Annotated in this window: 16 protein-coding genes; 7 read left to right on the top strand and 9 right to left on the bottom strand. The window is 71.6% G+C overall.

Going from position 1 to position 23010, the window contains the following annotated elements; translation table 11 throughout:
• Positions 1-882 carry an SDR family oxidoreductase gene (locus BXA11_RS36020; RefSeq protein WP_076441863.1) on the top strand — a complete coding sequence of 294 codons (882 nt, stop codon included), beginning with the start codon at positions 1-3 and terminating at the stop codon, positions 880-882.
• A gap of 52 nt (positions 883-934) precedes the next feature.
• Here BXA11_RS36020 and BXA11_RS36015 read toward each other — a convergent pair whose 3' ends face one another.
• Entirely contained in the window at positions 935-3592 is a 2658-nt protein-coding gene (locus tag BXA11_RS36015) for a bifunctional acetate--CoA ligase family protein/GNAT family N-acetyltransferase (protein ID WP_076441861.1), read from the bottom strand.
• Positions 3593-3881: 289 nt separating this feature from the next.
• Between BXA11_RS36015 and BXA11_RS36010 the strand changes: the two genes are divergently transcribed.
• Both BXA11_RS36010 and BXA11_RS36005 read left to right on the top strand, forming a co-directional pair.
• Positions 3882-6347 (top strand): cation-translocating P-type ATPase, encoded by a 2466-nt coding sequence (locus tag BXA11_RS36010; RefSeq protein WP_076441859.1) that lies wholly within the window; start codon positions 3882-3884, stop codon positions 6345-6347.
• A 92-nt stretch (positions 6348-6439) separates the two neighbouring features.
• Complete coding sequence (locus BXA11_RS36005; protein ID WP_076441857.1) at positions 6440-9166, top strand: cation-translocating P-type ATPase; 2727 nt, start codon at positions 6440-6442, stop codon at positions 9164-9166.
• Positions 9167-9172: 6 nt separating this feature from the next.
• Here BXA11_RS36005 and BXA11_RS36000 read toward each other — a convergent pair whose 3' ends face one another.
• From BXA11_RS36000 to BXA11_RS35975, 6 genes are all read right to left on the bottom strand, one after another.
• On the bottom strand, positions 9173-11446 hold the full coding sequence (locus BXA11_RS36000; RefSeq protein ID WP_076441855.1) for a heavy metal translocating P-type ATPase: 2274 nt from the start codon (positions 11444-11446) through the stop codon (positions 9173-9175).
• Between the two features lie 103 nt (positions 11447-11549).
• Positions 11550-12011: a hydrogenase maturation protease gene (locus tag BXA11_RS35995; RefSeq protein ID WP_076441853.1), complete on the bottom strand. Its 462-nt coding sequence runs from the start codon at positions 12009-12011 to the stop codon at positions 11550-11552.
• Positions 11995-13284 carry a Ni/Fe hydrogenase subunit alpha gene (locus BXA11_RS35990; RefSeq protein ID WP_076441851.1) on the bottom strand — a complete coding sequence of 430 codons (1290 nt, stop codon included), beginning with the start codon at positions 13282-13284 and terminating at the stop codon, positions 11995-11997. The genes BXA11_RS35995 and BXA11_RS35990 overlap by 17 nt, the downstream gene beginning before the upstream one ends.
• Positions 13281-14141 carry an NADH-quinone oxidoreductase subunit B family protein gene (locus BXA11_RS35985; RefSeq protein ID WP_051762412.1) on the bottom strand — a complete coding sequence of 287 codons (861 nt, stop codon included), beginning with the start codon at positions 14139-14141 and terminating at the stop codon, positions 13281-13283. Before BXA11_RS35985 ends, BXA11_RS35990 begins: the two co-directional genes overlap by 4 nt.
• On the bottom strand, positions 14141-15031 hold the full coding sequence (locus BXA11_RS35980) for an FAD/NAD(P)-binding protein (RefSeq protein WP_239105244.1): 891 nt from the start codon (positions 15029-15031) through the stop codon (positions 14141-14143). The genes BXA11_RS35985 and BXA11_RS35980 overlap by 1 nt, the downstream gene beginning before the upstream one ends.
• Positions 15028-16101 (bottom strand): 4Fe-4S dicluster domain-containing protein, encoded by a 1074-nt coding sequence (locus BXA11_RS35975; RefSeq protein ID WP_076441849.1) that lies wholly within the window; start codon positions 16099-16101, stop codon positions 15028-15030. The genes BXA11_RS35980 and BXA11_RS35975 overlap by 4 nt, the downstream gene beginning before the upstream one ends.
• A gap of 321 nt (positions 16102-16422) precedes the next feature.
• Here BXA11_RS35975 and BXA11_RS35970 point away from each other — a divergent pair, with 321 nt between their 5' ends.
• Entirely contained in the window at positions 16423-16878 is a 456-nt protein-coding gene (locus BXA11_RS35970) for a VOC family protein (RefSeq protein ID WP_239105243.1), read from the top strand.
• Here BXA11_RS35970 and BXA11_RS35965 read toward each other — a convergent pair.
• Together BXA11_RS35965 and BXA11_RS35960 are read right to left on the bottom strand one after the other, a co-directional pair.
• On the bottom strand, positions 16871-17428 hold the full coding sequence (locus tag BXA11_RS35965) for a DoxX family membrane protein (protein ID WP_076441847.1): 558 nt from the start codon (positions 17426-17428) through the stop codon (positions 16871-16873). The two genes, BXA11_RS35970 and BXA11_RS35965, sit on opposite strands and share 8 nt — an antisense overlap.
• Positions 17429-17508: 80 nt before the next feature.
• Positions 17509-18489 carry a rubrerythrin family protein gene (locus tag BXA11_RS35960; RefSeq protein ID WP_275409768.1) on the bottom strand — a complete coding sequence of 327 codons (981 nt, stop codon included), beginning with the start codon at positions 18487-18489 and terminating at the stop codon, positions 17509-17511.
• Between the two features lie 826 nt (positions 18490-19315).
• Here BXA11_RS35960 and BXA11_RS35955 point away from each other — a divergent pair.
• The 3 genes from BXA11_RS35955 to BXA11_RS35945 all read left to right on the top strand — a co-directional run.
• On the top strand, positions 19316-20896 hold the full coding sequence (locus BXA11_RS35955) for a TROVE domain-containing protein (protein ID WP_076441843.1): 1581 nt from the start codon (positions 19316-19318) through the stop codon (positions 20894-20896).
• Positions 20897-21107: 211 nt separating this feature from the next.
• Positions 21108-22424: a PP2C family protein-serine/threonine phosphatase gene (locus tag BXA11_RS35950; RefSeq protein WP_076441841.1), complete on the top strand. Its 1317-nt coding sequence runs from the start codon at positions 21108-21110 to the stop codon at positions 22422-22424.
• Positions 22425-22583: 159 nt separating this feature from the next.
• The coding region (locus BXA11_RS35945; RefSeq protein WP_143734719.1) for a fructose 1,6-bisphosphatase at positions 22584-23010 on the top strand (427 nt) is incomplete at its 3' end.

Raw genomic sequence — 23010 nt, 5'->3', positions numbered from 1 at the left:
ATGCACGTCTTCGTCACCGGCGGCACCGGCACCATCGGCTCCGCCGTAGTCGCCGAACTGCTCGGCAACGGCCACACCGTTCTCGCACTGGCTCGCTCGGACGGCTCCGCGCAGGCCCTTGAGAGCGCCGGCGCCACGGTGCTGCGAGGAGATCTGGCGGACCTCGACGTCCTGCGTTCCGGCGCTGCACAATCCGACGGCGTGATCAGTCTGGCGTTCGGACGCGACTACGGCAGCCCGGACGCGCTCGCGCAGGCCGTCGCGGAGGAGAGCGCCGCTCTCGCCGCGCTGGGGCAGGAACTGATCGGCAGCGACCGCCCGATCGTCACGGTCTCGGGTACGCCCTGGGTGCCGGGGCGCGCCTCCACCGAGGCCGATCCGCTGCCGGCCGACGGACCGGTGGGGGGCCGAGGCCGTTCGGTCACAGCACTGCTGGATCTCGCCTCGCGCGGCCTGCGTGGCATGGCTGTCCGCATGCCGCGCACGGTCCACAACGAGGGACAGGGCGGATTCGCCGGTCTGTTGGTCGATGCGGCGCGCCGCACCGGAGTGGCCGGCTACCCGGGCGACGGCACCCAGCGCTGGCCGGCCGTGCACGCGCTCGACGCGGCGGTCCTGTTCCGCCTGGTCCTTGAGTCGGCGCCGGCCGGGACGTCCTGGCACGCCGTCGCCGACGAGGGTGACGCGGTGCGGGACATAGCGACGGTCATCGGCCGGCGGCTGGACCTGCCGGTGGGGGAGGTCCCGCAGGAGAACTTCGGCCCGTTCGGCCCGATCTTCGCTATGGACCAGCCCTCGTCCAGCGCCCACACCCGGGAGGCCCTCGGGTGGCGGCCGACGCACTCCAGCCTCCTGGAGGACCTGGAGAACATTCAGCCCTGACGCGCGTCCGTACGAGAGCCGCACTCGTCTTCGGTGGCTTCCCGATACGTGTTCATCGGAGACGGCGCCGGAAGGGGGAGGGGAGAGGCGGGGCGGGCGCGAGCCGTACGCGCGCGTCCACGGCCACCGCCCCGCCCGGCGTCACGATGACGGGGTTGAGGTCGAGTTCGGCGATGTCAGGCTGGTCGTCCATCAGGCGGCCGACGCGCACGATCTGGTCGGCCAGCGAGGGGAGGTCGGCCTCCGGCCGGCCTCGATAACCGTGCAGGAGGGGCGCGCAACGCAGCTCGCCGATCATTCTCCCGGCCTCCGTGCGGTCGATCGGCGGCACGCGGAAGGCGCGGTCGGCGAGCAGCTCGGTCGCGACACCGCCGAGCCCCACCATGATCAGTGGCCCGAACGTCTCGTGCGCGACGCCTCCGATGATCAGTTCGGTGCCCTCATCGGCCATGGCTTGGACGATCGCTCCCTGCATGGCGGGGCCGAGGCGGGCCGACATCTCCCGGTAGGCGTGCCGGACCTGCTCAGGTGTCCGCAGACCGAGCCGGACGCCGCCGACGTCGGATTTGTGGACGAGGCGTGGGCCGGTCGCCTTGAGCACGGCGGGTAGTCCGGTGAGCGCGGTCGCCTCGGCGGCGGCCTCGGGTCCGTCGACGGTGACGGATTCGGTGACGTGGACGCCGTAGGCCGACAGCAGGCGGGTCGTCGTGCGCTCGTCCAGCCAGCGTCCCTCGGGGTGGGCGGCCAGGTCCGCTGCGACGATCCGCCGGACGGCGGCGACGTCGATGCCCGGGACGTCTCCCATCGGGGCAGCCGGCCGGGCGCGCCACGCGGCATGGCCGACGGCCTGGGCGAGGGCGTGCACGGCCTGCTCGGGGAAGGCGTACGCGGGCACGCGGCCGTCGATCAGCTCGTCGTGCCCGGCCAGGCAGGCGAGCACGGGCTTCGCTGCCCCCGTGGTGGCGGTCGCGATCGCTTCCCTGGTCGCGTTCAGCCCTGCGCCGAAGGGCGGGGTGTAGACGACCATCACGGCGTCGGCGCCCGGGTCGGCCAGGACGGTCGCGATCGCGAAGGCGAAGTCGGCGGCGTCGGCCTCGGCGGTGAGGTCGACGGGGTTGCCGACGGCCGCGGCCGGGCGGAGCCGGGCACGCAGCGCCTGTGCGGTGGCGGGGTGCAGGTCCGGCACGACCAGGCCGAGCCGCTCGCAGGCGTCCGCGGTCATCGCCTGGGGGCCGCCGGAGTTGCCGACGATCGCGACCCGGGGACCGTCCGGAAGCGGTTGACAGGCCAGCAGCCGGGCGGTGTCGAGCAGATCCTGGACGCTGTCCTCCCTGATCGCGCCGCATGCCCGCAGCAGCGCGTCCACCGCGACATCGGGGGTCGCCGCGGCCGCGGTGTGCGAGTGGACGGCCCGGCTCCCCGAGGCGCTGCGTCCGCTTTTCACGACGATGATCGGTTTGCGGGCGCTGATCCTGCGGGCGATCCGGCCGAACCTGCGCGGGTTGCCGAACGATTCGAGATACAGGGCGATGACGCGGGTGGCGGGATCGTCTTCCCAGTATTCGAGCAGGTCGTTTCCGCTGACGTCCGCCTTGTTCCCGACGGAGGCGAACGAGGAGACGCCGAGGCCGAGCCGTCCGGCACGCTCGATGACGGCGGCCGCGACCGCGCCCGACTGGGACATCAGTCCCAGCGGACCCGCGGGTGGGCGTCCGGGCAGGAAGCCGGCGTGCAGGCGGGCCACGGTGTTCACGATGCCGAGACAGTTGGGCCCGACCAGCCGCATGCCGGCCTCGCGGCAGACGTGCAGCAGTTCCCGTTGCGTCTCGCGTCCGCCGGCTTCGGCGAAGCCGGCGGTGAGGACGACCAGGGCGCGCACCCCGTGACGGGCGCACTCGCGGGCGACGCCGAGCACGGCCGGGGCCGGGACGGCGATCACCGCCAGCTCGGCCGGTCCGGGCAGCGAGGCGAGGTCGGGATAGGCCGGCAGGCCGCGCACCTCGGCGGCCCGGGGATTGACGGGATAGATCGGCCCGGGGAAACCCCCGTCGACCAGGTTGCGCAGCACTCGATTCCCCACGCGCTCCGGACGACGGCTGGCCCCGATCACGGCGACCGAGCACGGGGTGAACACGTGTGCGAGGGAGTTGCGCTCCGCCTCGTGTGCCCGGGCCTCGATCTCGGCCACCAGGCTCTCCGTGGGCCGCGTGGCGATGCGGATCTCGACCTGCCCGTGCTCGTACCGCCTCTCCACGGGCAGGCCGAGATCGTTCAGGACGCGCAGCATCGCCCGGTTCTCGGACAGGACGGTGGCGACCAGATCCTCGATGCCCGCGTCCGCCGCGTCCAGCGCGATGTGTTCGAGCAGCAGCGTGCCGAGCCCCTGGCCGTGCACCAGGTCGTCCAGCAGGATCCCCAGCTCGGCCTCCGCGCCGTCCGGGTCGGGGATGCATTCGGCGACGCCGACCACGAGGCCGCCGACCAGGGCGACCAGCGCGCGCCCGCGGTAGCCGGGGCCGGTGATCCGATCCATGTAGGCGTGGGCCGAGGCGGCGCCGCCGGTGAAGAACCGCAGGTAGGCCGAGCGCGGCGAGGACCTCCCGATCAGCGCGTGCAGGGCGTCCCGGTCCGACGGCCGCAACGGCCGGATGTGCGCCACCCCGCCGTCACGCAGCAGGACGTCACATGCCTCGGCAACGGTTGGAGCCATGCTCCCAGCGTCGACCGGCGCCCGGCAGACCTCCAGGGGCCTCCTCCCCCTCTCGGCAGGGACCCTGGTCCCGAGGTTCTCGGACGGGCTTCGACCCCGGCGGCCGGGTCGTGAGCGGGCCGCCAGGGTGGCGGCGGGGGTGCGCGCTGCGCGTCGGGCGTGCTCGGCAGGTCGGAGCCGTGCTTCCCGATGGTCTTCTCGCTGTGCCCCTCCGCCGGGGCCGAAGGTCCTCTGGGCCGATGGCTTTCGCCCGGAGCCGTCGCCGATACCCGGGTGATCTGCTGAGGGCATGGAACCCGCTGTGCGGACCCTGACCGGGCTGACCGAGGAAGTGGCCGCGCGCCGCCTGGCCGAGCACGGGCCCAACGAGATCCCCCAGCCGAAACCGCCCAACCTGCTCGTCCGGGCCGCCCGCCAGCTCGCGGATCCGATGTCCGTCCTGCTGCTCGTCGCCGGTCTGGTCACGCTCCTCGTGCTCGGCGAGGTGCCCGAGGGCGCGGCGATCCTGGCCATCCTGCTGGTGAACGTCGTCATCGGGGTCACCCAGGAGACCAGGGCCGACAAGGCCGTGCGGGCCCTGCGCACCCTCACCGCGCCGATGGCGACCGTCGTGCGCGGCGACGTCGTACGCCGGATCCCGGCGGCCGAGGTCGTCCCGGGCGACATCGTCACCGTCGCGGCCGGGGACAGGGTCCCCGCCGACGCCCGGCTGGTCGAGGCGGGCGCGCTCGCCGTGGACGAGGCGCCGCTGACGGGGGAGTCGCTGTCGGCCGAGAAACACGCGGGCGGCGCGGGCGGCCCGGGTGTGCCCCTCGGCGACCGCGCGGGCGAGGTCTTCTCCGGCACGCTCGTCGTGCGCGGCTCGGGTACGGCCGAGGTGCTGCGCACGGGATCCGGCACCGAGGTGGGGCGCATCGCCTCCGCCCTCGGCGGCGGGGGCAAGGGGCCGCTGGAGATCGAACTCGGACAGGTGTCGCGGCGCATCGGCCTGCTGGCGGTCGCGGCGGGAATGATCATGGTGCTCATCGGGCTGACCCGGGTGAGCAGGGGCGAGGCCGCCCTGATCGACATCATTCTGGCCGGGGTGGCGCTGGCCATCGCCGCGGTACCCGAGAGCATGGCCGCCGCCGTCACCACCGCGCTGGCTCTGGGCGCGCAGCGGATGGCCCGTCTCGGAGTGATCGTGCGCAGGCTGCCGGCCATCGAGGCCATGGGCGCCACCACCGTCATCGCCACCGACAAGACCGGCACGCTCACCACCGGCCACCTGACCGTGGCCGACCATGTCACCGTCCCTGGCGCCGATCTGTGGCGGGCCGCGCTGCGCTGCAACGACGCCCGCGACGGGCTGGGCGACGCGGTGGACGTGGCGCTGGCCGACGCGGCCGCCCGTCACGGCGTACGGCTGCCGCCCACCGAGGCCAGACTCGACGCGCGTCCCTTCGACGCCGAGACCCGGTCGATGGCCGTGGTCACCGCGCCGGACGGCGGGCCGCCGCTGCTGACCGTCAAGGGGGCGCCGGAGGCGGTGCTGGCCCGCTGCGCGCCCGGCGGGCAGACCGACCGGCTGGCGGAGGCTGTGCCAGGGCTGGCCCGGAGCGGGCTGCGGGTGCTCGCACTGGCGGAGGGACGGACGGGTGACCTCGACGCCGCCGGGCTGCGTCCGATCGGTCTGGTGGCACTTCGGGACGAGATCCGGGCCTCGGCCCGCCGGGCCGTGGCCGACTGCCGGGGCGCCGGCATCCGGGTCGTGATGGTGACCGGTGACCACGCGGAGACCGCTCGCGCCGTCGCCAAGGAGGTCGGCATCGACCCCGAGCCGCTCGTCACCGGCGCGACGATCGAGGGGGACGGCGGGCGGGCGCTGCTGCCCGAGGCCGCCGTCGTGGCACGGGTCGACCCGGAGACCAAGCTCGGCCTCGTGCGGGCCCTGAAGGAACGCGGCGAAGTGGTGGCGATGACCGGCGACGGCGTGAACGACGCCCCGGCGCTGCGCCACGCCGACGTCGGCGTGGCCATGGCCGGAGATGAGGGCACGGACGTCGCCCGCGAGGCCGCCGCCGTCGTGGTGACCAACGGCGAGCTCGGCACGATCGTGACCGGCGTGCGGGAGGGCCGCCGCCTGCACCACAACGTGGCCTCGATGATCGGCTACCTGCTCACCGGCAACCTCGCGGAGATCCTCATCGTCCTGACCGGCCTGCTCGTCTGGCCCGACATGGTCGTGCCGCTGCTGCCGGTGCACCTGCTCTGGATCAACCTGGTCCTGGACGGCATCCCGGCGATCGCGCTGGGCGTGGACCGGCCGGCGGGCGACCCGCTCGCCCTGCGCCCGCGCCGCGACGGGCTCCTGTCGTGGCGGGTGCTGCGCCGCATCCTCGTGCGCTCGGTGGTCGTCGCGGCGCTGGTGTTCGCCGTCGTGGAGACGGCCAGGCGGCTCGGCTGGAGCGACGAGCAGGTGCGCACCCAGGCCGTGCTCGCCCTGGTCTTCGCCCGCCTGACCCTCGCGTACGTGGTCAGGGCGCGCCGGCGGACGTTCGAACGCGACTGGTGGCACGGCCGCGCGGTGGCGGCGGCCGTGTCGGCCACGCTGATCCTGCAGGCCCTCGTGACGGCGGTGCCCGTGCTCGGGGCGCCGCTGGCCCTCGCGCCGCTGCCGCCGCTCGGCTGGGCGATGGCCGCCGCCGCGGCCGTGCTCACCGTGCTGCTGTGCGACGCCCTGCGCGCGAGCGAGACACGGCGCGGTGCCGCATGAAGTCGTGCTCGCCTGACGGCGCCTCGCCGCAGCGCCCGATGGGGGAGGGGGACGAGCGGCGCGAACCAGGTCGATTCTGAGGGTGGTCGCCGATGTCGGAAACCGAAGGCCGGCCGTCGGATCCGCGGGAACCCGTCGTCCGGCTGTTCCGTGATCTGCGGACGCGTCCTACCGGGCTGTCCTCCAGGGAAGCTGCACGTCGCCTTGTGGTGTACGGGCCGAACCAGCTGGTCAGGAAGGCCCGGGGGAACTGGGCGAAAGAGCTCGGCCGCCAGTTCACCCATCCGCTGGCGTTGCTGCTGTGGGCGGCGGCGGGTCTGGCGATGGCGGCGCACACGGCTCCGCTCACCATCGCGATCATCTTGGTGATCGTCTTGAACGCGCTCCTGGCCTTCGCGCAGGAGCAGCAGGCCGAGCACGCCGTCGAGACCTTGGCCCGCTACCTGCCGGCCAAGGCCAAGGTCGTCAGGGACGGCGGGCTCCAGGTGATCGACGCCGGCGGGCTCGTGCCAGGTGATGTGCTGGTCGTCGAGGAGGGTGACCGGGTGTCGGCCGACGCCCGGATGCTCGACGGCGCGGCGGAGATCGACCTGTCGACGCTGACCGGCGAGTCGTTGACCGCGTACAGGTCCGCCGCCTTCGACGATCGCGCCGGTCCGCTGCTCCAGGCGCGAGACCTGCTGTTCAGCGGCACCACATGCACCGGTGGGCAGGCTCGGGCGCTGGTGTTCGCCACCGGAATGCACACGGAGCTGGGCAGGATAGCCGCGCTCTCCCAGCGCGTCGGCAGGGACGAGTCGCCGCTGGAACTTCAGGTCAAACGGGTCGCCTGGTTGATCGCGATCGTCGCGGTCACGGCGGGCGCGGCCGTCCTGCCCGTCGCCGCCCTGGTGGCACGCCTCCCGCTGGCCGACGCGTTCAAGTTCGCCGTCGGCCTGCTGGTCGCGAACGTCCCCGAAGGACTGCTGCCCACCATCACCCTCGCCCTGGCCGTCGGGGTCCGGGCGCTGGCCCGCGGCGGCGCGGTGGTCAAGCGGCTGAGCGCCGTGGAGACCCTCGGCTCCACCACCGTGATCTGCACGGACAAGACCGGCACGCTCACGCTCAACCGGATGCGTGTGACCGACATCTGGACCAGCGCCGGCCCGATCCGGAACACCGGCGGAAAGTGGGCCGGCCTCTCGTCTTCACCGCCGCTGAGGGCGGTCGCAGGGGTGGCCGCCCGCTGCAACAACGCCGCTCTCGAACCGGCCGAGACGGGGGACCCGACCGAGATCGCCCTGCTCCGGATGAGCGTCTCACTCGGGGAGAGCGGCCACAACGGCGAGCGGCGACGGCAGTTCCACTTCGATCCCTCTCTGCGGATGATGTCGACGGTCGACACGGTCGACGGGACGCCGTGGGTGCACGCCAAAGGCGCTCCGGAGGAGGTCCTCAAACGCACCACGATGATGATGACCGCCGACGGCGCGACGCGGCCGATCGGGGAGCGGGACCGCGCGGAGATCGCCGAGGTGGTGGACGGCTACGCGTCCCAAGGGCTGCGCCTGCTCGCAGTGGCCCGGCGTCCCCTCGACGCCGGCGTGCCGTTGCCTGCCCGGCGTGAGCATGCCGAGGCCGAGCTGACCTTCCTCGGTGTCGTCGCCATGCTCGACCCGCCCCGCCCCGAGGTGCCCGACGCGGTCGCTCGCTGCCATACGGCGGGAATCCGGCTCATCGTGGTCACGGGCGACCACGGGCTCACCGCGGCGATGATCGCCAAGCGGGTCGGCATCGCCCGCGACCGCACTCAGGTGGTGACGGGGTCCGAACTGGACGCGATGACCGACGACGAATTGGACGCCCTGCTCCGCAAGGGCAACGAGCTGATCTTCTCGCGCAGTTCGCCGGAGGCCAAGCTGCGCATCGCCGATGCGCTGCGGGCCGAGGGCCACGTGGTGGCGATGACGGGTGACGGAGTCAACGACGCCCCCGCCCTGCGCAGTGCCGACATCGGCGTCGCGATGGGGGTCTCGGGGACCGACGTCGCCCGCGAAGCGGCCACCATGGTGCTGACCGACGACAACTTCGCCACGATCGTCGACGCCGTGCAGGCGGGCCGGCGCGTCTACGACAACGTACGCAAGTTCATCTGCTACATCTTCGCCCACGCCACACCCGAGGTGATCCCGTTCCTCGTGTTCGCGCTGTCCGGAGGCAGGGTCCCGCTCCCGCTCACCGTGCTCCAGCTCCTCGCGATCGACCTGGGCACCGAAACGCTGCCCGCGCTCGCCCTGGGCCGCGAACCCGCGGAACCCGGCCTGATGAACCGCCCGCCCCGTCGCCGATCTGAGGGGGTGATCCAGGGCGCCATGCTGGCCCGTGCCTGGGGTCTGCTCGGCGGAGTGTCGGCGGTTCTGGTGCTGGGGGCCTTCTTCGGCACGCTCCTGCTGGGCGGCTGGCATCCGGGCGCGGCCACGGGACCCGGCTCGGCGCTGCACCACACCTGGCAGCAGGCCACCACCATGACCTTCCTGGGCATCGTGGTCTGCCAGATCGGCACCGCCTTCGCCGCACGCACCCAATCGGCGTCCCTGCGGGCCATCGGCGTGACCAGCAACCGGCTGCTGCTGTGGGGGATCGCGTTCGAGATCGCCTTCGCCGCCGTGGTCGTCCTCGTGCCGCCGTTCCGCGCGGTCTTCGGCACGGCGCCGCCCGAGCCGGCTCAGTTCGTGCTCCTCCTTCCCTTCCCTCTCGTCGTCTGGGGCGCCGACGAGGTGTGGCGATGGAGACGCCGTCGCGCACGCACCCGGTCACGAAACAGCCGGCCTGACGGGTAGGCGCCATCACGAAGAGCTGGAGGCGAGAGAGAAGTATGCCTCCTCCTCCTGAGCGAAGTGGAGGGTGAGCACGGCGTACAGGCCGTACAGGCAGGCCCGCAGGTCGTCGAGTTGTTCCGGGCGCAGACCGTCGTCCGCGGCGAGGTCGAGATGACGGCCCAACCGGCGGACGAGCTTGTCGATCTCGGCGTGGGCCCTGCTCATGGTGACCGTGGCCTCAGGGTCGCGAAGGAGCCGCACCATGGCGGGATACAGCCGCGCCTCCTCGTCGTGCTCGTGCGGCAGGAGGTCGCGAGTCAGGAACACGTGGACGTCACGGAGGTCCGCCAGCGCCTCGCGGGGGTCGCGCCGGCCCAGGCGGCCGGCCACGTCCCGGATGAGTTCGAGCGGCCGGCGCAGATCGGCGTGCTCTCGCTCGAAACGCCGCAGCAACTCGGAGGTCGGCCGGTCGAGGGGCAGCCGGGTCCCCCGGATCGGGCGCAGGGCGCGAAGCGCGTTGAGGATCACGGCGACGTCGATGGCCTCCTGCAGCACGGCGCCGGCGCTGGGCGGCAGCGCGCCCACGGCGGCGACGGCCATGGCGATCAGAGACAGCGCCATTCCGGTTCCCGCGCTCTGGACGGCGATCCGCCGTGTGCGGCGTGCCACGTCCATCGCGTCCGCGATCCGATCGAGCCGGTCGGCCGTCAACACCACGTCTGCCGTCTGGGCGGAGGCGGCCGCACCGCGGGCCCCCATCGCCACGCCGACGTCGGCCGCGGCCAGCGCCGGTGCGTCGTTGATCCCGTCGCCCACCATCATGGTCGTCGCCCGCCGCGCCTCGTCCCGCACCCCCTCGACCTTGGCCGCCGGGGTCTGCTCGGCCAGCACGCGGTCGATCCCCAGCACGCCGGCGACGGTCTCGGCCACGTCGGCACGGTCGCCGGTGAGCATCACGACCCGCTCGATTCCGGCGGCGCGCAGCCGCCGCAGCGTGCGGCCCGCATCCCCGCGGACGGCGTCGCGCAGCAGAATGACGCCGCTCACCTGGTCGTCCACCGTGATCCAGACGGTCATCGCGCCGTCGAGAGCGGCGCGTGCGCGCTGAGCGGCCTCCCAGGGGGAGGACCGCGCGCCCGTGGCCTTGCCCACGCGGACACGGCGCCCCTTGACCAGCGCCGACGTGCCCGTGCCCGGCACCTCCGACACGTCCTCGGGAGCGGGCAGGGCCAGACGCCGCCCGTGCGCCGCGCGCACGATGGCGGCGGCCAGCACGTGTGAGGACATCTGGTCCACCGCGGCCGCCAGTCGCAGGACCTCGTCGGAGTCCCCGCCGGGGGCCGCGACCACGTCCATCACCTGCGGGCGGCCCTCGGTGAGGGTGCCGGTCTTGTCGAGGACGAGCGTCCGCGCCCGGCCCAGGGTCTCCAGTGCTCCGCCGCCCTTCACCACGACACCTTGCCGCGCGGTGCGAGACAGGCCGGAGGCGATGGCGGCGGGGGCGGCCAGCAGCAACGGGCAGGGTGTGGCCACGACGAGCACGGCGACCGCCCGCACCGGCTCGCCAGAGATCAGCCAGGCGCCTGCGGCCAGCAGGAGCGTGGCCGGCAGGAACCAGGCCGCGAACCGGTCCGCGAGCCGGACGACCGGGGCGGACCCCGCCTCCGTCTCCCGCGTCAGCCGCACCACACCCGCGTAGGCGCTGTCGTCTGCCGTCGCCGTGGCACGCATGTCGAACGCCTGCCCGGCGTTGACCACGCCACTGGCCACGCTTTCCCCCGTCCGGTGCTCGACCGGCAGCGACTCGCCGGTGAGCGCGGACTCGTCCAGCAGCGCGGAGCCGGACTCGACGACGCCGTCGACCGGCACCAGCTCGCCGCCGGGCACCAGCAGCCGATCTCCCCGGCGCACCTCCTCGGCCCCGATCAGGCGGGGGACGCCCTCCTCGTAGCGCCGGGCGGACCGTGGCGCCCGTTCGTACAGGGCGGTCAGATCGCGGCGTGCCCGTCGCAGCGCGTAGTCCTCCAGGACCCTGCCGCCCGCCAGCATCACGGCGATCAGCGCTCCGGCGAGGAACTCCCGTACGGCGAGCGCACCGGCGAGGGCGAGCACCGCGATCGCGTCGACGCCGAGCCTGCCGGCGCGTAGGGCGGAGGCCACCCACCAGGCGGCGGGGGCGAGCGCCAGGACGGTGCCGCCCGCCCAGAGGGCGTCACCGGCTGGGCCGGCTCCGAGGAGGTGGAGCACGCCTCCGGCGATCACGGCGCCGAGCGTGCCTGCCAGCAGTGCGATCCGCTTCACCTGGCCAGATTCCCCCGGGACGGATGTCGCGAAATAGGGTCTCTGTTCCCTGGGCCAGGGCCGAAAGACCGTGTCCCGGCCGTCCACGTCACGGACCGGCGCGTCATGGGGAATCCTGCCGGAATCTCTCCTCCAGCTCCCGCACGAGGGCGTCGATCGCGGACAGCACCGGCGGCGTGATCGGCGCGCCGATCGTGAAGTCTCCGCCCTCGACGCCGATGACGACGAGCTGGGCGGGCATGCGGCCGAGCACACGGCCGAGGTCGACGGCGTCGGCCAGGCCGAAGGAGTGGGAGCTGCCGTGCCAGGACGGCCCGCCCTCGACGCCGGTCCGGCGATGCACCGTGCCCGGCGCCGCACCGGAGGAGACGGCGTCGATCACGACGGCCAGACGGGCGCCGGTCCAGGCCTCGACAAGCTGGGCCGGGTCTCCGGCGCTCTCCACGATCACGACGGACGACGAGAGGCGGCCGCGCAGTCGCCGTACGACCTCGAGGCCCGCGGCGTCGTCGCCCCGGCCGTCCCCGCCGAGGCCGATCACCACGATGTCATCGCGAGTCGACATGGAGGTGGAGGAAGTGCGCCGAACAGGAGATGCAGGGATCGTGGTTGCGGATGGCGCGCTCGCACAGCGTGGCCAGCTCCTCCTCGGGCAGGTCGAGCCGGGGCTCGATCAGATGCCGCAGGTCCGCCTCGATACGCGCCTGGTTCTGCGAGGTCGGGGGCACGATGTCGGCCTCGCCGATCAACCCGTCGGCGTCGATGCGGTAGCGGTGGTAGAGCGTCCCGCGCGGCGCCTCCGAGGCTCCGTGGCCGGTGGCGGCGCGGGGCTCGACGGGCACGTACGGCGCGTCGGGCTCGGCCAGATCATCGATGATCCGCAGGGCCTCGTCGCAGGCGTGCACGATCTCCACCGCCCGCACGACGATGCTCAGGAAGGGGTTGCGGCAGGCGGGCCCGAGTCCCGCCGCCGCGGCCGCCTCCCGCGCGAGCGGCGACAACTGGGCGGAGTTGAGGCTGTAGCGGGCCATCGGCCCGACGAGATAGCCAGGGGAGCCGTCGAGCCGGGCGTGCAGCGCCGTCGAGTGCGGCACCTGCTCCTCGATCACATGCTCGGGCCACTCCCGTACGCCGAAGCTCCCGCCGTCGCTGGTGATCAGGGCCCCGGACAGGATCGCGTACTCGCCGGGGTGACGCAGCGCCAGGAAGCGGTAGCCGTGTTCGACGTCGGGGAAGTCGAAGCCGGCCACCCAGGAGACGGTTCGGAGGGCGATCTCACGGGCGCGGCGCAGTCGCTCGGCGGCGGGGGCCAGTTCGCGGCGGGAGGGCACGCGGTAGAAGCCCCCGACGCGGACGTTCACCGGGTGGATGGGCCTGCCGCCGATGGCCGCCACCAGGTCGTTGCCGGCCTTCTTCAGCGCCAGCCCCTGCTGGATCAGGTCCCGGTGGTCGGCCGCCATCGCGATGCCGCTGTCGTAGCCGAGGAAGTCGGGCGCGTGCAGCAGATACACGTGCAGCGTGTGTGACTCGATCCATTCGCCGTAGTACAGCAACAGCCGCAGGTCGCGTAGCGGACCGGTGACCTCGACCCCACAGGCGGCCTCGATGGCCTGGCAGGCGCTCATCTGGTAGGCCACCGGGCAGATGCCGCAGATCCGGGCGGTGATGTCGGGCGGCTCGGTGTAGGACCTGCCACGCAGCAGCGCCTCGAAGAACCGGGGCGGCTCGTAGATCCGCAGCTCCAGGTCCTCGATGCGCCCGTCGCGGGCGCGTACGAGCAGAGCGCCTTCCCCCTCCACCCGGGACAGGCCTCCGACCGTGATCGTCTTGTGGGTCACCGTCGGCCTCCCCGGTCCTCGCCCGGTGCCTTCTCATGGCCGAGCAGTTCCGGGTCGGCGTCCTCGGACGCCTGCCGGAAGGGCTCCTCGCCGGCGTTGAAGGTCCGGTAGACCCGCACCAGCTCGGGCGTGCTCATTCCCAGCTCGCGCAGCTGCCGGTTGAGGGCACGCACGTTGGGGCTCTCCATGGGGCCGAAGCAGCCGTAGCAGCCGCGGTCGAACGCCGGGCACAGCGCCCCGCAGCCGGCCTGGGTGACCGGGCCGAGGCAGGGCGTGCCGTGGGCGACCATGACGCAGGCGTTGCCACGGGCCTTGCACTCGACGCAGACGCTGTTCGGCGGCACGACCGGGCGCCGCCCGGCGAGGAAGGCCGAGACGACCTCCAGCAGTTGCCGTTTGTCGATGGGACAGCCGCGCAGCTCGAAGTCCACCGGCACATGGGCCGAGATCGGTGTCGAGCGGTCCAGCGTGGCGATGTAGTCGGGCCGGGCGTACACGACCGACAGGAACTCCCGCACGTCGGCGAAGTCTCGCAGCGCCTGGATCCCCCCGGCCGTGGCGCAGGCCCCGATGGTGACCAGGCGCGTGGACACCCGGCGCACGTGCCGGATCCGCTCAAGGTCGTCCGGAGTGGTGATCGACCCCTCCACCAGCGAGAGGTCGTACGGGCCCGGCCCGGGGGCGCTGGAGGCCTCCAGGAAGTAGGCGATCTCCACCTGGGCGGCCACCGACAGCAGTTCCTCCTCGCAGTCGAGCAGGGTGAGCTGGCACCCGTCGCACGAGGCGAACTTCCACACCGCCAGCCGGGGCCGCGCGCCGCCCGGCCCCCTCGCCGGTGTTCTCCCGGATGCGCCCATCACAGCTCCTTCACGGCCAGCAGACGCGCCGCGCGCTCATAGCTCAGCACGGGGCCGTCCAGGCAGACGAACAGCGGGCCGAGCTGGCAATGGCCGCACCAGCCGATTCCGCATTTCATGTTCCGCTCCAGCGACAGCTCCACCCGGCGAGCCGCCACACCACGCCCCACCAGGTCGTCGGCCGTGGCCCGCATCATCGCCTCCGGGCCGCACACGAAGGCGAACGTGCGCCGCGGTTCGAAGACGATGCGGTCGAGGAGCCGGGTGACCAGGCCGACCGGCCCCTTCCACACGTGATCGGGGTGGTCCACGGTCACCTGGACGTCGACGCCGTTACCGCGCCAGCGCGCCAGCTCCGGCCCGTAGACGAGGGTCGCGGGCGTACGGGTCCCCGCGATCACACTGATGCGCCCGTACCGTGAGCGGTGGCGCACCAGCTCCCGCACCAGGGGCCGCAGCGGCGCCAGGCCCAGCCCGCCCGCGGCGACGACCACGTCCATTTCCGCTGCGGCCGGGATGTCCCACCAGGTGCCGTACGGCCCGCGCACCCCGACGACGTCTCCGGGCCGCTTGCCGCACAACGCGCCGCTGACCGCGCCGACCGCGCGGATGGTGTGGACATATCCACCGGAGCTGGCCCGGCCGCTGATCGACATCGGGACCTCGCCGACCCCGGGGGCGTACAGCATGGTGAACTGGCCGGGCAGATACGGCGGGCATCCGCCGCGTACGGGCACGAGCTGGAGAGTGACCGTGTCCACCCGGTCGGCCCGCCGCGAACGCACCCGGTAGAGCTCCGGCGTCATCGGACGGACCGGCGTGCACGCACGGCTCAGGCCCGGGCGCGGTTCGTCGCGCTCGGCGCGCGGCTGACGCGCCTCGGCCGTCATGGCAGGTTGGCCAACTCCTCGGTGACGTCGATCCCGACGGGACACCAGGTGATGCACCGGCCACAGCCCACGCAGCCCGAGGTGCCGAACTGGTCGAACCAGGTGGAGAACTTGTGCGTGAGCCACTGCCGGTAACGCCCGGCCCCCGACCCCCGCACCGGCGAGCCGCCGACCTCGCTGAACCCGAGCGTGAAGCAGGAGTCCCACCGTTCGATCCGCTCGGCCGCCCCTTCAGTGAGATCGGTGGAGTCCTCCACTGTGGTGCAGAAGCAGGTGGGGCAGACCATGGTGCAGTTGGCGCAGGTGAGGCAGCGGGAGGCGACCTGCTGCCAGCGCGGCGAGTCGTGGGCGCCGGCCACCCGCTCCTTGATCCCTTCGGTGTCCACCTGCCGTCCCATGTGCTCGGCGGCCGTACGGGAGACCCGCTCGGCCGCGTCGAGATCGGCCTCGGCGGCCGGAACGCGGGGGAGCGCCCGGAGGATCTCCGCGCCGCGCGCGCTGCCGGCGTCGGCCACGAACCGGTGCGGGCCGGCGAGCTCTGTCAGCGCGAGGTCGTAGCCGGCGGTCGCCTTCGGCCCGGTGCCCATGGAGACGCAGAAGCACGTCCCTCCAGGCACGGCGCAGTTCACCGCCACCAGAAAAAGCGCTTCCCGCCGCTTCCGGTAGTCGGGGTCGGGATGCCTGCCCCCGAGGAACACCCGGTCCTGCACGGCCAGCGCGGCCAGATCGCACGCGCGTATGCCCAGCAGGGCTACCCGCGGCACCTCCGCCTCCGGCTCCTCGATGTTCTCGCCCCTCATGCGGAACAGGGTCCGGCTGGGCGGCTGTGTGTAGCGCTTCGCGGAGTCGGGACTCGCGGCGAAGCCGAACAGCATCTCGTCGTCGCGCTCGCGCAATCGATACCGGCCGGGCGCCTGCTCGTCCCCGTGCCCCCTGGGCAGCTCGCTCTCGGAGGCGATCTCGTCCATCCGGATGACCCTGTCACGAGCCTTCGGCGCCACCACAGTGAAGCCTCGTGCCCGCAACTCGGCGATCAGTGGTTCCAACGATCGAATGACGACGGTTTCCATGGGCGGCCCTCCTTCGCCCCTATGGGCGGCCCTCAGACGCGTCTCCTCCACGCTACGCCGATGTCGCACTCCGTGACACCACGGTCGCCTACGGAAAGTGGCGGACCACGATCACGGGTGCGTACGCGTGATGGAGTACGGCGTGAGCGGCGGCGCCCAGGCCCTGCCGGTGCCCTCTTTGGCGCGCGGTCAGCTCGTCGAGCGCCTTCCTAGCTGAGCGCCGCCTGAGCTTCCTCAGCTGATCTACGATTTTCGGCGGTTATCCCACCAGTGGCTCGGCTCACCATTCTCCGACGTCATCCGTTTCTGAAGGGAAGTCCTGTGGCATCCATCAAGGACATCGTCTTCGACAGCCCTCATCCGGCTTCGACCGCCAGATTCTGGGCGCAGGCCCTGGACGGCTACGAGATCGCGCCGTACGACGAGGAGGAGCTGGCACGGCTGCGCTCCATGGGCGTCGACGACCCGGAGGACGACCCTACGGTCCTGCTCGTCCACACCGCCGGCAGGCTGCCGCGCATCTTCTTCCAACTCGTGCCGGAGAGCAAGCGGGTCAAGAACCGGGTTCATCTCGACCTGGGCACCACCGACGCGGTCGCAGAGGTCAAGCGGCTGTGTGCGCTGGGGGCAACGGTTCAGGCCGAGCGTGAGGACTGGATCACGTGCGGGATCCCGACGGCAACGAGTTCTGCCTCACGCGTTCGTGAGGCAGAACCACGCCCCCGGCCAGAGGACGCGACTGATCCCCGCAGAGACTGCGCCGCGGAGCTTACTTGAGGAACGGATAGCGCCGGACCAGCGCGGTGTTCCCCCACCACCTGCCGATCCCGAGAGTGTCCCCCGCGTTGATCAGGGCCAGTCCCACTATGACGAGTGTGTAGAGAAGGCGGTAGTCCATGAACGGGTTGTGCTCGGGCGGCAGCTCGGCGGCCCACATGAGAAGCAACAGCAGCCCGCCCAGGACCGCTGTCAGGCGCAATCCGATCCCCAGGATGAGCGCCACGCCGACACCCAAGAGGCCGATCATGAAAAGCCAGTCGGCCCACGCGTAACCGGCCAAAGGAGAGAACACAGCGCCGAGCGGTTTTCTCGCTGTGCCTTTCAGGTATCCGGTCGTCGGGCTCGCGCCCCTGATCCAGGCCTGGTCTGCGGGGGTGCTGAAGCCCCAGCCGAAGGCCTTGTCCAGGAACGCCCAGAGGAACACCCAGCCGATCGAGATCCGGACGAGCGCCCAGACGTAATCGCCGGCACGAGCCGCCGTACCATCCGCGCGGTGCCGAGCGGTGTGAACAGCCGCGGCCCCGCGTCCGTTTTCGGAACCGGCCATCGCAGCTTCCTAGGAGTGTCGCGCAGTCCCTGACGAGGATGTCTGCCTTGTCTGCCCCCGCAGTGGGGCACTGTGATCGGTCAGCTCGGTGTGGCGCACTGCTTGCCGAGCTTGGACACCTCGCCGGAAAAGGCCTTCGCGTGCTTCAGCTCATCTTTCGCGGTATCGCTGAGCACCTTCGCCGCCTCGGTGTCGCCGGCCGCTGAAGCCTGGCGGGCGTAATTGGGGTACATCTGCGTTCCCTCGTGTGTCTCCCCCTTGATCGTCGCGCACAGGTTGGTCGCGGTGTCGCGGACCGCGCCGGCCAGATTCGCGTGCTCGGCGAAGTGCTCGGTGCGCTCGACGGCGGCCGTCCGGTGGAACAGCTTGGCGAGTCTGGGCTGTCCGCTCTCCCGTGCCTTGTCGCCGTACAGCGTGTACTTGGCGTAGGCGAGGGCCTCGCCCTTCATCGCCGTCCGCAGGTTGTCAAGTGTCCGGCGGGAGGAGACCTTGGGCGGGCCGGCCTGGATCTCCACCGGCTTGGCCTGCACGTCGGTCGGGATCGTCGCCCGGGACGCCCGGTTGGTGATGGCCTTTTCCGCCTGGAGGAACTTCTCGCGGTGATTGGCCTCGTCTTGGCCGACTTCGGAGAAGAGCCTGGCGGCTTCCCGATCGCCGTCCGCCTTGGCCTGCTCGGCGAACTCTTTGTACATCGTCGTCGCCTCGTAGGACTCGCCGCCGGTGCTGGCGCGGAGGTTGGCCGCGTTGCCGCCGACCAGGCCGATCACCTTCGCCTGCTCGGTGAAGTGTTCCCGCAGCTCCGTCTGCGCGGTGCGCCGGTACAGCTCCGCGACGTCGGGCAGGTTCTCCCTGTCCGCCTGCTTGGCATAGGCGCGGTACTTCACGTGTGCTAACGCCTCGCCCTGCATCGCGTTCGAGACGTTGGTACGTGTCGACGGGTCTATATCGTCGCCATGGGGAACGCGGGCCGCCGTGGCGCTGCCGACCCCCGCAGCGAGGAAGGTGACAACGCCGGCAGTCGTGAGACACGCTCTCCAGCAGACGAAACCTCGGCTTCTCATACGCCCCCCTCGGTAGGTGCGATCTCGGCGCGACCACGCCATCAGAGTGCTTTCGCCCAGCCGCCGTCGTCACGACGGCATGAGGAGCCTCTTGACGGTGCTACCCCAGTGCGCGAGCGGAACCTCCTGAAGCACCCTGGATTAGGCCGCACTTGGGCAAAGGGCAGGGCCGCGGCCTGCGTGACTCCGTTGCTGGGGGCGTTGGATCGATGACGCCTTCGTTGATCCGAGCGGTTTACTCAGCGTCCCCTGCATGTCAGGCCGGCCCGCATCTTGTGCAGAAACAAAAGACAATACGTCCGGCTATACGAGTTCGCATGGCAAAAATGGGAAGCGGCGAGGTGCGGAGAGGGCTAGGCTTCCTGGTGTTCCAGGTGCGAAGGCCCCGGCTACTTCTTCGGGTGAAACTATGCCGGCACCGTCCGCGCACCTCTGGAACGCACAACTGGATATGCACCTCCCGGTGCGAAGGCAACGGCTACTTCCTCTACCGAAGGAACAACGCGGGTTCGAATCCCGCCGCCGACTCGTTCGGCGTCGTCTAGTGGCCTAAGACACTTACGTATTCCGTCGCCGAATCTGATCTCGGGAGGCCATAACTTGATATGCACTTCCCGGTGCGCCGACAGCGGTTACTTCGAGGTTCGATTCCTTGCAGCCCCACCCATGGGGCTGTCGCCCATCTGGTGGGCGTGTCCGCCGTCACCTTGATCTCGGGGGGACCACAACTTCAGAGCGTGCCCGGTGCGCAGGCGAGGCCTACTCTCACATCTCGGGCGCGCTTTCTGGACGCGGGCTCCTCCCATCGCGGAAGGGGCCCGTTTTCATGGCCAGATTCAACCGTGGCACGGCCCGGGCCACGACCGACAGCCCGGTGACCACCGAGGCGCAGCCGACCGGCCGCACGTACGAGGGCGCGCCCGGCTACATCCGCGACGCCAGGTCGGAGCTGTTCCTGCTCGCCGTCTCCAACATGGTCGGCGAGGACACCTTCTATGAGAAGGCGGGCGACCGCGACGAGCGCTTCCGCGCCCTCGTCCACCAGGTAGCCGTCGAGGACGGGGACTGGCTGGCCTGCTTCCTGCCGTGGCTGCGTGGCGAGGCGAACATGCGGTCCGCGCCGGTCGTGGCCGCGCTGGAGGCCGTACGGGCCCGCCTGGCGGCTGGACTGCACGGCGGCAACCGCGAGCTGGTCGCCTCCGTGCTGCAGCGTGCCGACGAGCCGGGCGAGGCACTCGCGTACTGGACGTCGCGGCACGGCCGGGCCATCCCGAAGCCGGTGAAGCGCGGCATCGCCGACGCCGTTCAGCGGCTCTACACGGAGCGGTCCCTGGCGAAGTACGACAGCAATGCCCGCGGCTTCCGCTTCGGCGACGTCATCGATCTCGTCCACCCCACCCCGGCCGGCGACCGGCCGTGGCAGGGCGACCTGTTCGCCCACGCGCTCGACCGGCGTCACGGCCGGGACAAGCCGATCCCGCAGTCGCTGCGGGTGCTGCGCGACCGGGCCGAGCTGCTCTCCATCCCGGTCGGGGAGCGGCGCTCCGTGCTGGCCGACCCGCGCCGCCTGGCCGCCGCGGGCATCACCTGGGAGGCGCTCGCCGGCTGGCTGCAGGGCCCGATGGACGCTCAGGCCTGGGCGGCGGTCATTCCCTCCATGGGGTACATGGCGCTGCTCCGGAACCTGCGCAACTTCGACGAGGCAGGCATCGGCGACGAGCTCGCGGGTCAGATCATTGCCAAGCTGACCAACCCGGAGGAGGTCGCGCGGTCGCGGCAGCTGCCGTTCCGCTTCTACTCGGCGTACCGGACGGCGCCGTCGCTGCGGTGGGGCCACGCGCTGGACACGGCGCTGACCCTGGCCGCGCGGAACGTGCCCTCGTTCCGGGGACGGACGCTCGTGCTGGTCGACACGTCGGCGTCGATGTCGTCCGGCGCGGTCTCCGCGCGGTCGACGGTCACGCCGGTCCAGGCCGCCGCGCTGTTCGGCGTCGCCGTGGCGGCACGCGGTGACCAGGTGGACCTCGTGGGCTTCGCGAACGGCACGTTCCGGCACGAGATCCGGCCGGGAGCGTCGGTGCTGCGCGAGGTCGATCGCTTCTGCGGACGGATCGGCGAGGTGGGCCACGGCACGCAGATCGCCGACGCGCTGCGCAGCTCCTGGAAGGGGCACGACCGGGCGGTGATCCTCTCGGACATGCAGACCATGACAGGCCACTACGCGAACGGGGTCACGACCGCGGTCCCGTCGCATGTGCCGCTGTACGGGTTCAACCTCGTCGGATACAAGGCGGCGGCGATGCCGACCGGCTCGGGCAACCGCCACGAGTTCGGCGGGTTCTCCGACGCGTGCTTCCGGCTGATCCCGCTGCTGGAGGCGGGCCGTCACGCCGGCTGGCCCTTCTGACGACGAGTCCGCGTGCTCGGCGGCCGTACGGCAAACCTCCTCGGCCGCGTGGCGATCGGTCTCGGCGGCCGGAACATGCGGGAGCGCTTGGAGAATCTCCGCGCCGCCGGACCGAGCCCGATCAGCTCGCCGCTGCCGACCGGAACCGCGTCGGCACTGGTCAGGCGGGTAGTTCCGACTTGACCGATCGCCTAGCCACCGGGCGGCGAAGATGACGCAGAATGAGGAAAGTTCACAGCAGCAGGTGCGTCTGCGCCTGGGCGCCGAGTTGGAACAGATCGCCGATCAGCTCAGGTCCTTGGCCCGGGCCCAGGACCAGCTGCACGATCTGTATGAGGCCGTTCTGTCCCGGGAGGTGGACCTGTCCGTCGTGCTGGGTTTGATCGTGTCCACCGCGATGAACCTGGTCGGCGCCCGCTATGGCGCGCTAGGCGTACTTGATGAGGAAGGCACAAACATCGCACTGTTCATCCCCATGGGGCTGTCCGAGCGGGAAAGGGATGAACTGGCCGGAACGGAGTTTCCCCACGGGCGCGGCCTGCTGGGCCGCCTGATCACCCACCCTGAACCGCTACGCGTCGATGACATCTCCGCCCACCCGGACTCGGCAGGCTTCCCGCCCGGGCATCCACGAATGCGCACTCTGCTGGGAGCCCCGATCATCATCCGTGGCAAGATCTACGGGAACCTGTACGTCTCCGAGCGGCTCGACGGACGGCCTTTCCTCGTGCGTGACGAGACCTTGATCGTCGCGCTGGCCAGCGCCGCAGGTCTGGCCATCGACGATGCCCGCCTGCACGAGCAGACCCGCCGTGACGCCGAGCGCTTCCAGCGGCTCCTGCTGCCACGGCTCCCTGAGCACATGGAGCCGTTCGACGCTGCCGCCGCTTACCGCCCCGCCATCGTCCCCGGCAACGTCGGCGGAGACTGGTATGACGCGATGCTGGTTCCCGACCAGGCCTGTGCAGCAGTTATCGGCGACGTCGTCGGACACGACATTCAGGCGGCCGCCGCCATGACCCAGATTCGCAATATGCTGCGCGCCTTCCTGTACGACCAGTGCACTGCGCCGAGCGTCGTCCTCGCCCAGCTCGACCGCGCCGTTCACGGCATCACCGACGACCCCGTCACCACCGCATGCCTCGCCCGCATCGAACCCGGAGGTCAGGGCTGGACGCTGCGGTGGAGCACCGCAGGCCACCCCCCGCCGCTGTTGATCGCCCCGGGGCAACGGGCCCACTACCTGCACGCCGACCCTGACCTGCCCCTCGGCGTCGACGCCGCCCAGCCACGCCGGGACCACACTCACCGCCTACCCCCGGGCGCCATAGTGATCTTCTTCACCGACGGACTCATCGAACACCACGAGCGTCCGATCGAAGAGGGGATGGAGCGTCTCGCTGTCATCGCCACCGCTCACGCCGATCAGCCCCTGCACGACCTTGTGGAAACGCTGATCGCCGAACACCCCAGCGATGGCCGCGACGACATGGCCATCCTCGCCCTACGCGCCCCGAACGGGGGGTAGACGGCGCTTACCGCTTCGCCCAAGCAGATGGAGCGCAAGGTGCAACGGTTGCGCCGTCGGCGGCCCTCGGTACAGATGTCCCTCGGTTGCGGGACCTCCTGCCCTAACCAGTAGGTGCAACCCCAGCCAGGCTGAATAGCGGCAATGGGGGTGAGCTATATGATCACGTTGAGCATCATCAAAGCGGACACAGGGGGGTTCGTCGGCCACACCGCCGTCCATCCCCGGCTGATGGCCGAGGCACGGCGGGAGATCGAGCGGGCGAAGTCCTCCGGACTCCTCATCGACGGCCACGTGGAAAGCTGCGGCGACGACATCTCGCTCATCATGACCCACACCTACGGCCAGGAGGCGGGGCTGATCCACTCCTTCGCCTGGGACACCTTCCAGGCGACCACCCACCTCGCCAAGGAGCTCGGCCTGTACGGCGCCGGCCAGGACCTGCTGTCGGACGCCTTCTCCGGCAACCTGCGCGGCATGGGCCCGGGCTACGCGGAGCTGGAGTTCGAGGAGAGGCCGTCGGAGCCGGTGCTGTGCTTCCTTGCGGACAAGACCGAGCCGGGCGCGTGGAACCTCCCGCTGTACA

This window comes from Microbispora rosea, from assembly GCF_900156315.1.
GTDB lineage: Bacteria > Actinomycetota > Actinomycetes > Streptosporangiales > Streptosporangiaceae > Microbispora > Microbispora rosea.
The sequence above is the reverse complement of the archived record's forward strand: the minus strand, read 5'-3'. Positions and strand labels throughout refer to the sequence as shown.

What these genes read in the sequence shown, in the direction of transcription:
- BXA11_RS36020 (WP_076441863.1), top strand. Translation starts at nt 1, where the DNA reads ATGCACGTCTTCGTCACCGGCGGCACCGGCACCATCGGCTCCGCCGTA.
- BXA11_RS36015 (WP_076441861.1), bottom strand. Translation starts at nt 3,592, where the DNA reads ATGGCTCCAACCGTTGCCGAGGCATGTGACGTCCTGCTGCGTGACGGC.
- BXA11_RS36010 (WP_076441859.1), top strand. Translation starts at nt 3,882, where the DNA reads ATGGAACCCGCTGTGCGGACCCTGACCGGGCTGACCGAGGAAGTGGCC.
- BXA11_RS36005 (WP_076441857.1), top strand. Translation starts at nt 6,440, where the DNA reads ATGTCGGAAACCGAAGGCCGGCCGTCGGATCCGCGGGAACCCGTCGTC.
- BXA11_RS35995 (WP_076441853.1), bottom strand. Translation starts at nt 12,011, where the DNA reads ATGTCGACTCGCGATGACATCGTGGTGATCGGCCTCGGCGGGGACGGC.
- BXA11_RS35985 (WP_051762412.1), bottom strand. Translation starts at nt 14,141, where the DNA reads ATGGGCGCATCCGGGAGAACACCGGCGAGGGGGCCGGGCGGCGCGCGG.
- BXA11_RS35980 (WP_239105244.1), bottom strand. Translation starts at nt 15,031, where the DNA reads ATGACGGCCGAGGCGCGTCAGCCGCGCGCCGAGCGCGACGAACCGCGC.
- BXA11_RS35975 (WP_076441849.1), bottom strand. Translation starts at nt 16,101, where the DNA reads ATGGAAACCGTCGTCATTCGATCGTTGGAACCACTGATCGCCGAGTTG.
- BXA11_RS35965 (WP_076441847.1), bottom strand. Translation starts at nt 17,428, where the DNA reads ATGGCCGGTTCCGAAAACGGACGCGGGGCCGCGGCTGTTCACACCGCT.
- BXA11_RS35960 (WP_275409768.1), bottom strand. Translation starts at nt 18,489, where the DNA reads ATGAGAAGCCGAGGTTTCGTCTGCTGGAGAGCGTGTCTCACGACTGCC.
- BXA11_RS35955 (WP_076441843.1), top strand. Translation starts at nt 19,316, where the DNA reads ATGGCCAGATTCAACCGTGGCACGGCCCGGGCCACGACCGACAGCCCG.
- BXA11_RS35950 (WP_076441841.1), top strand. Translation starts at nt 21,108, where the DNA reads ATGACGCAGAATGAGGAAAGTTCACAGCAGCAGGTGCGTCTGCGCCTG.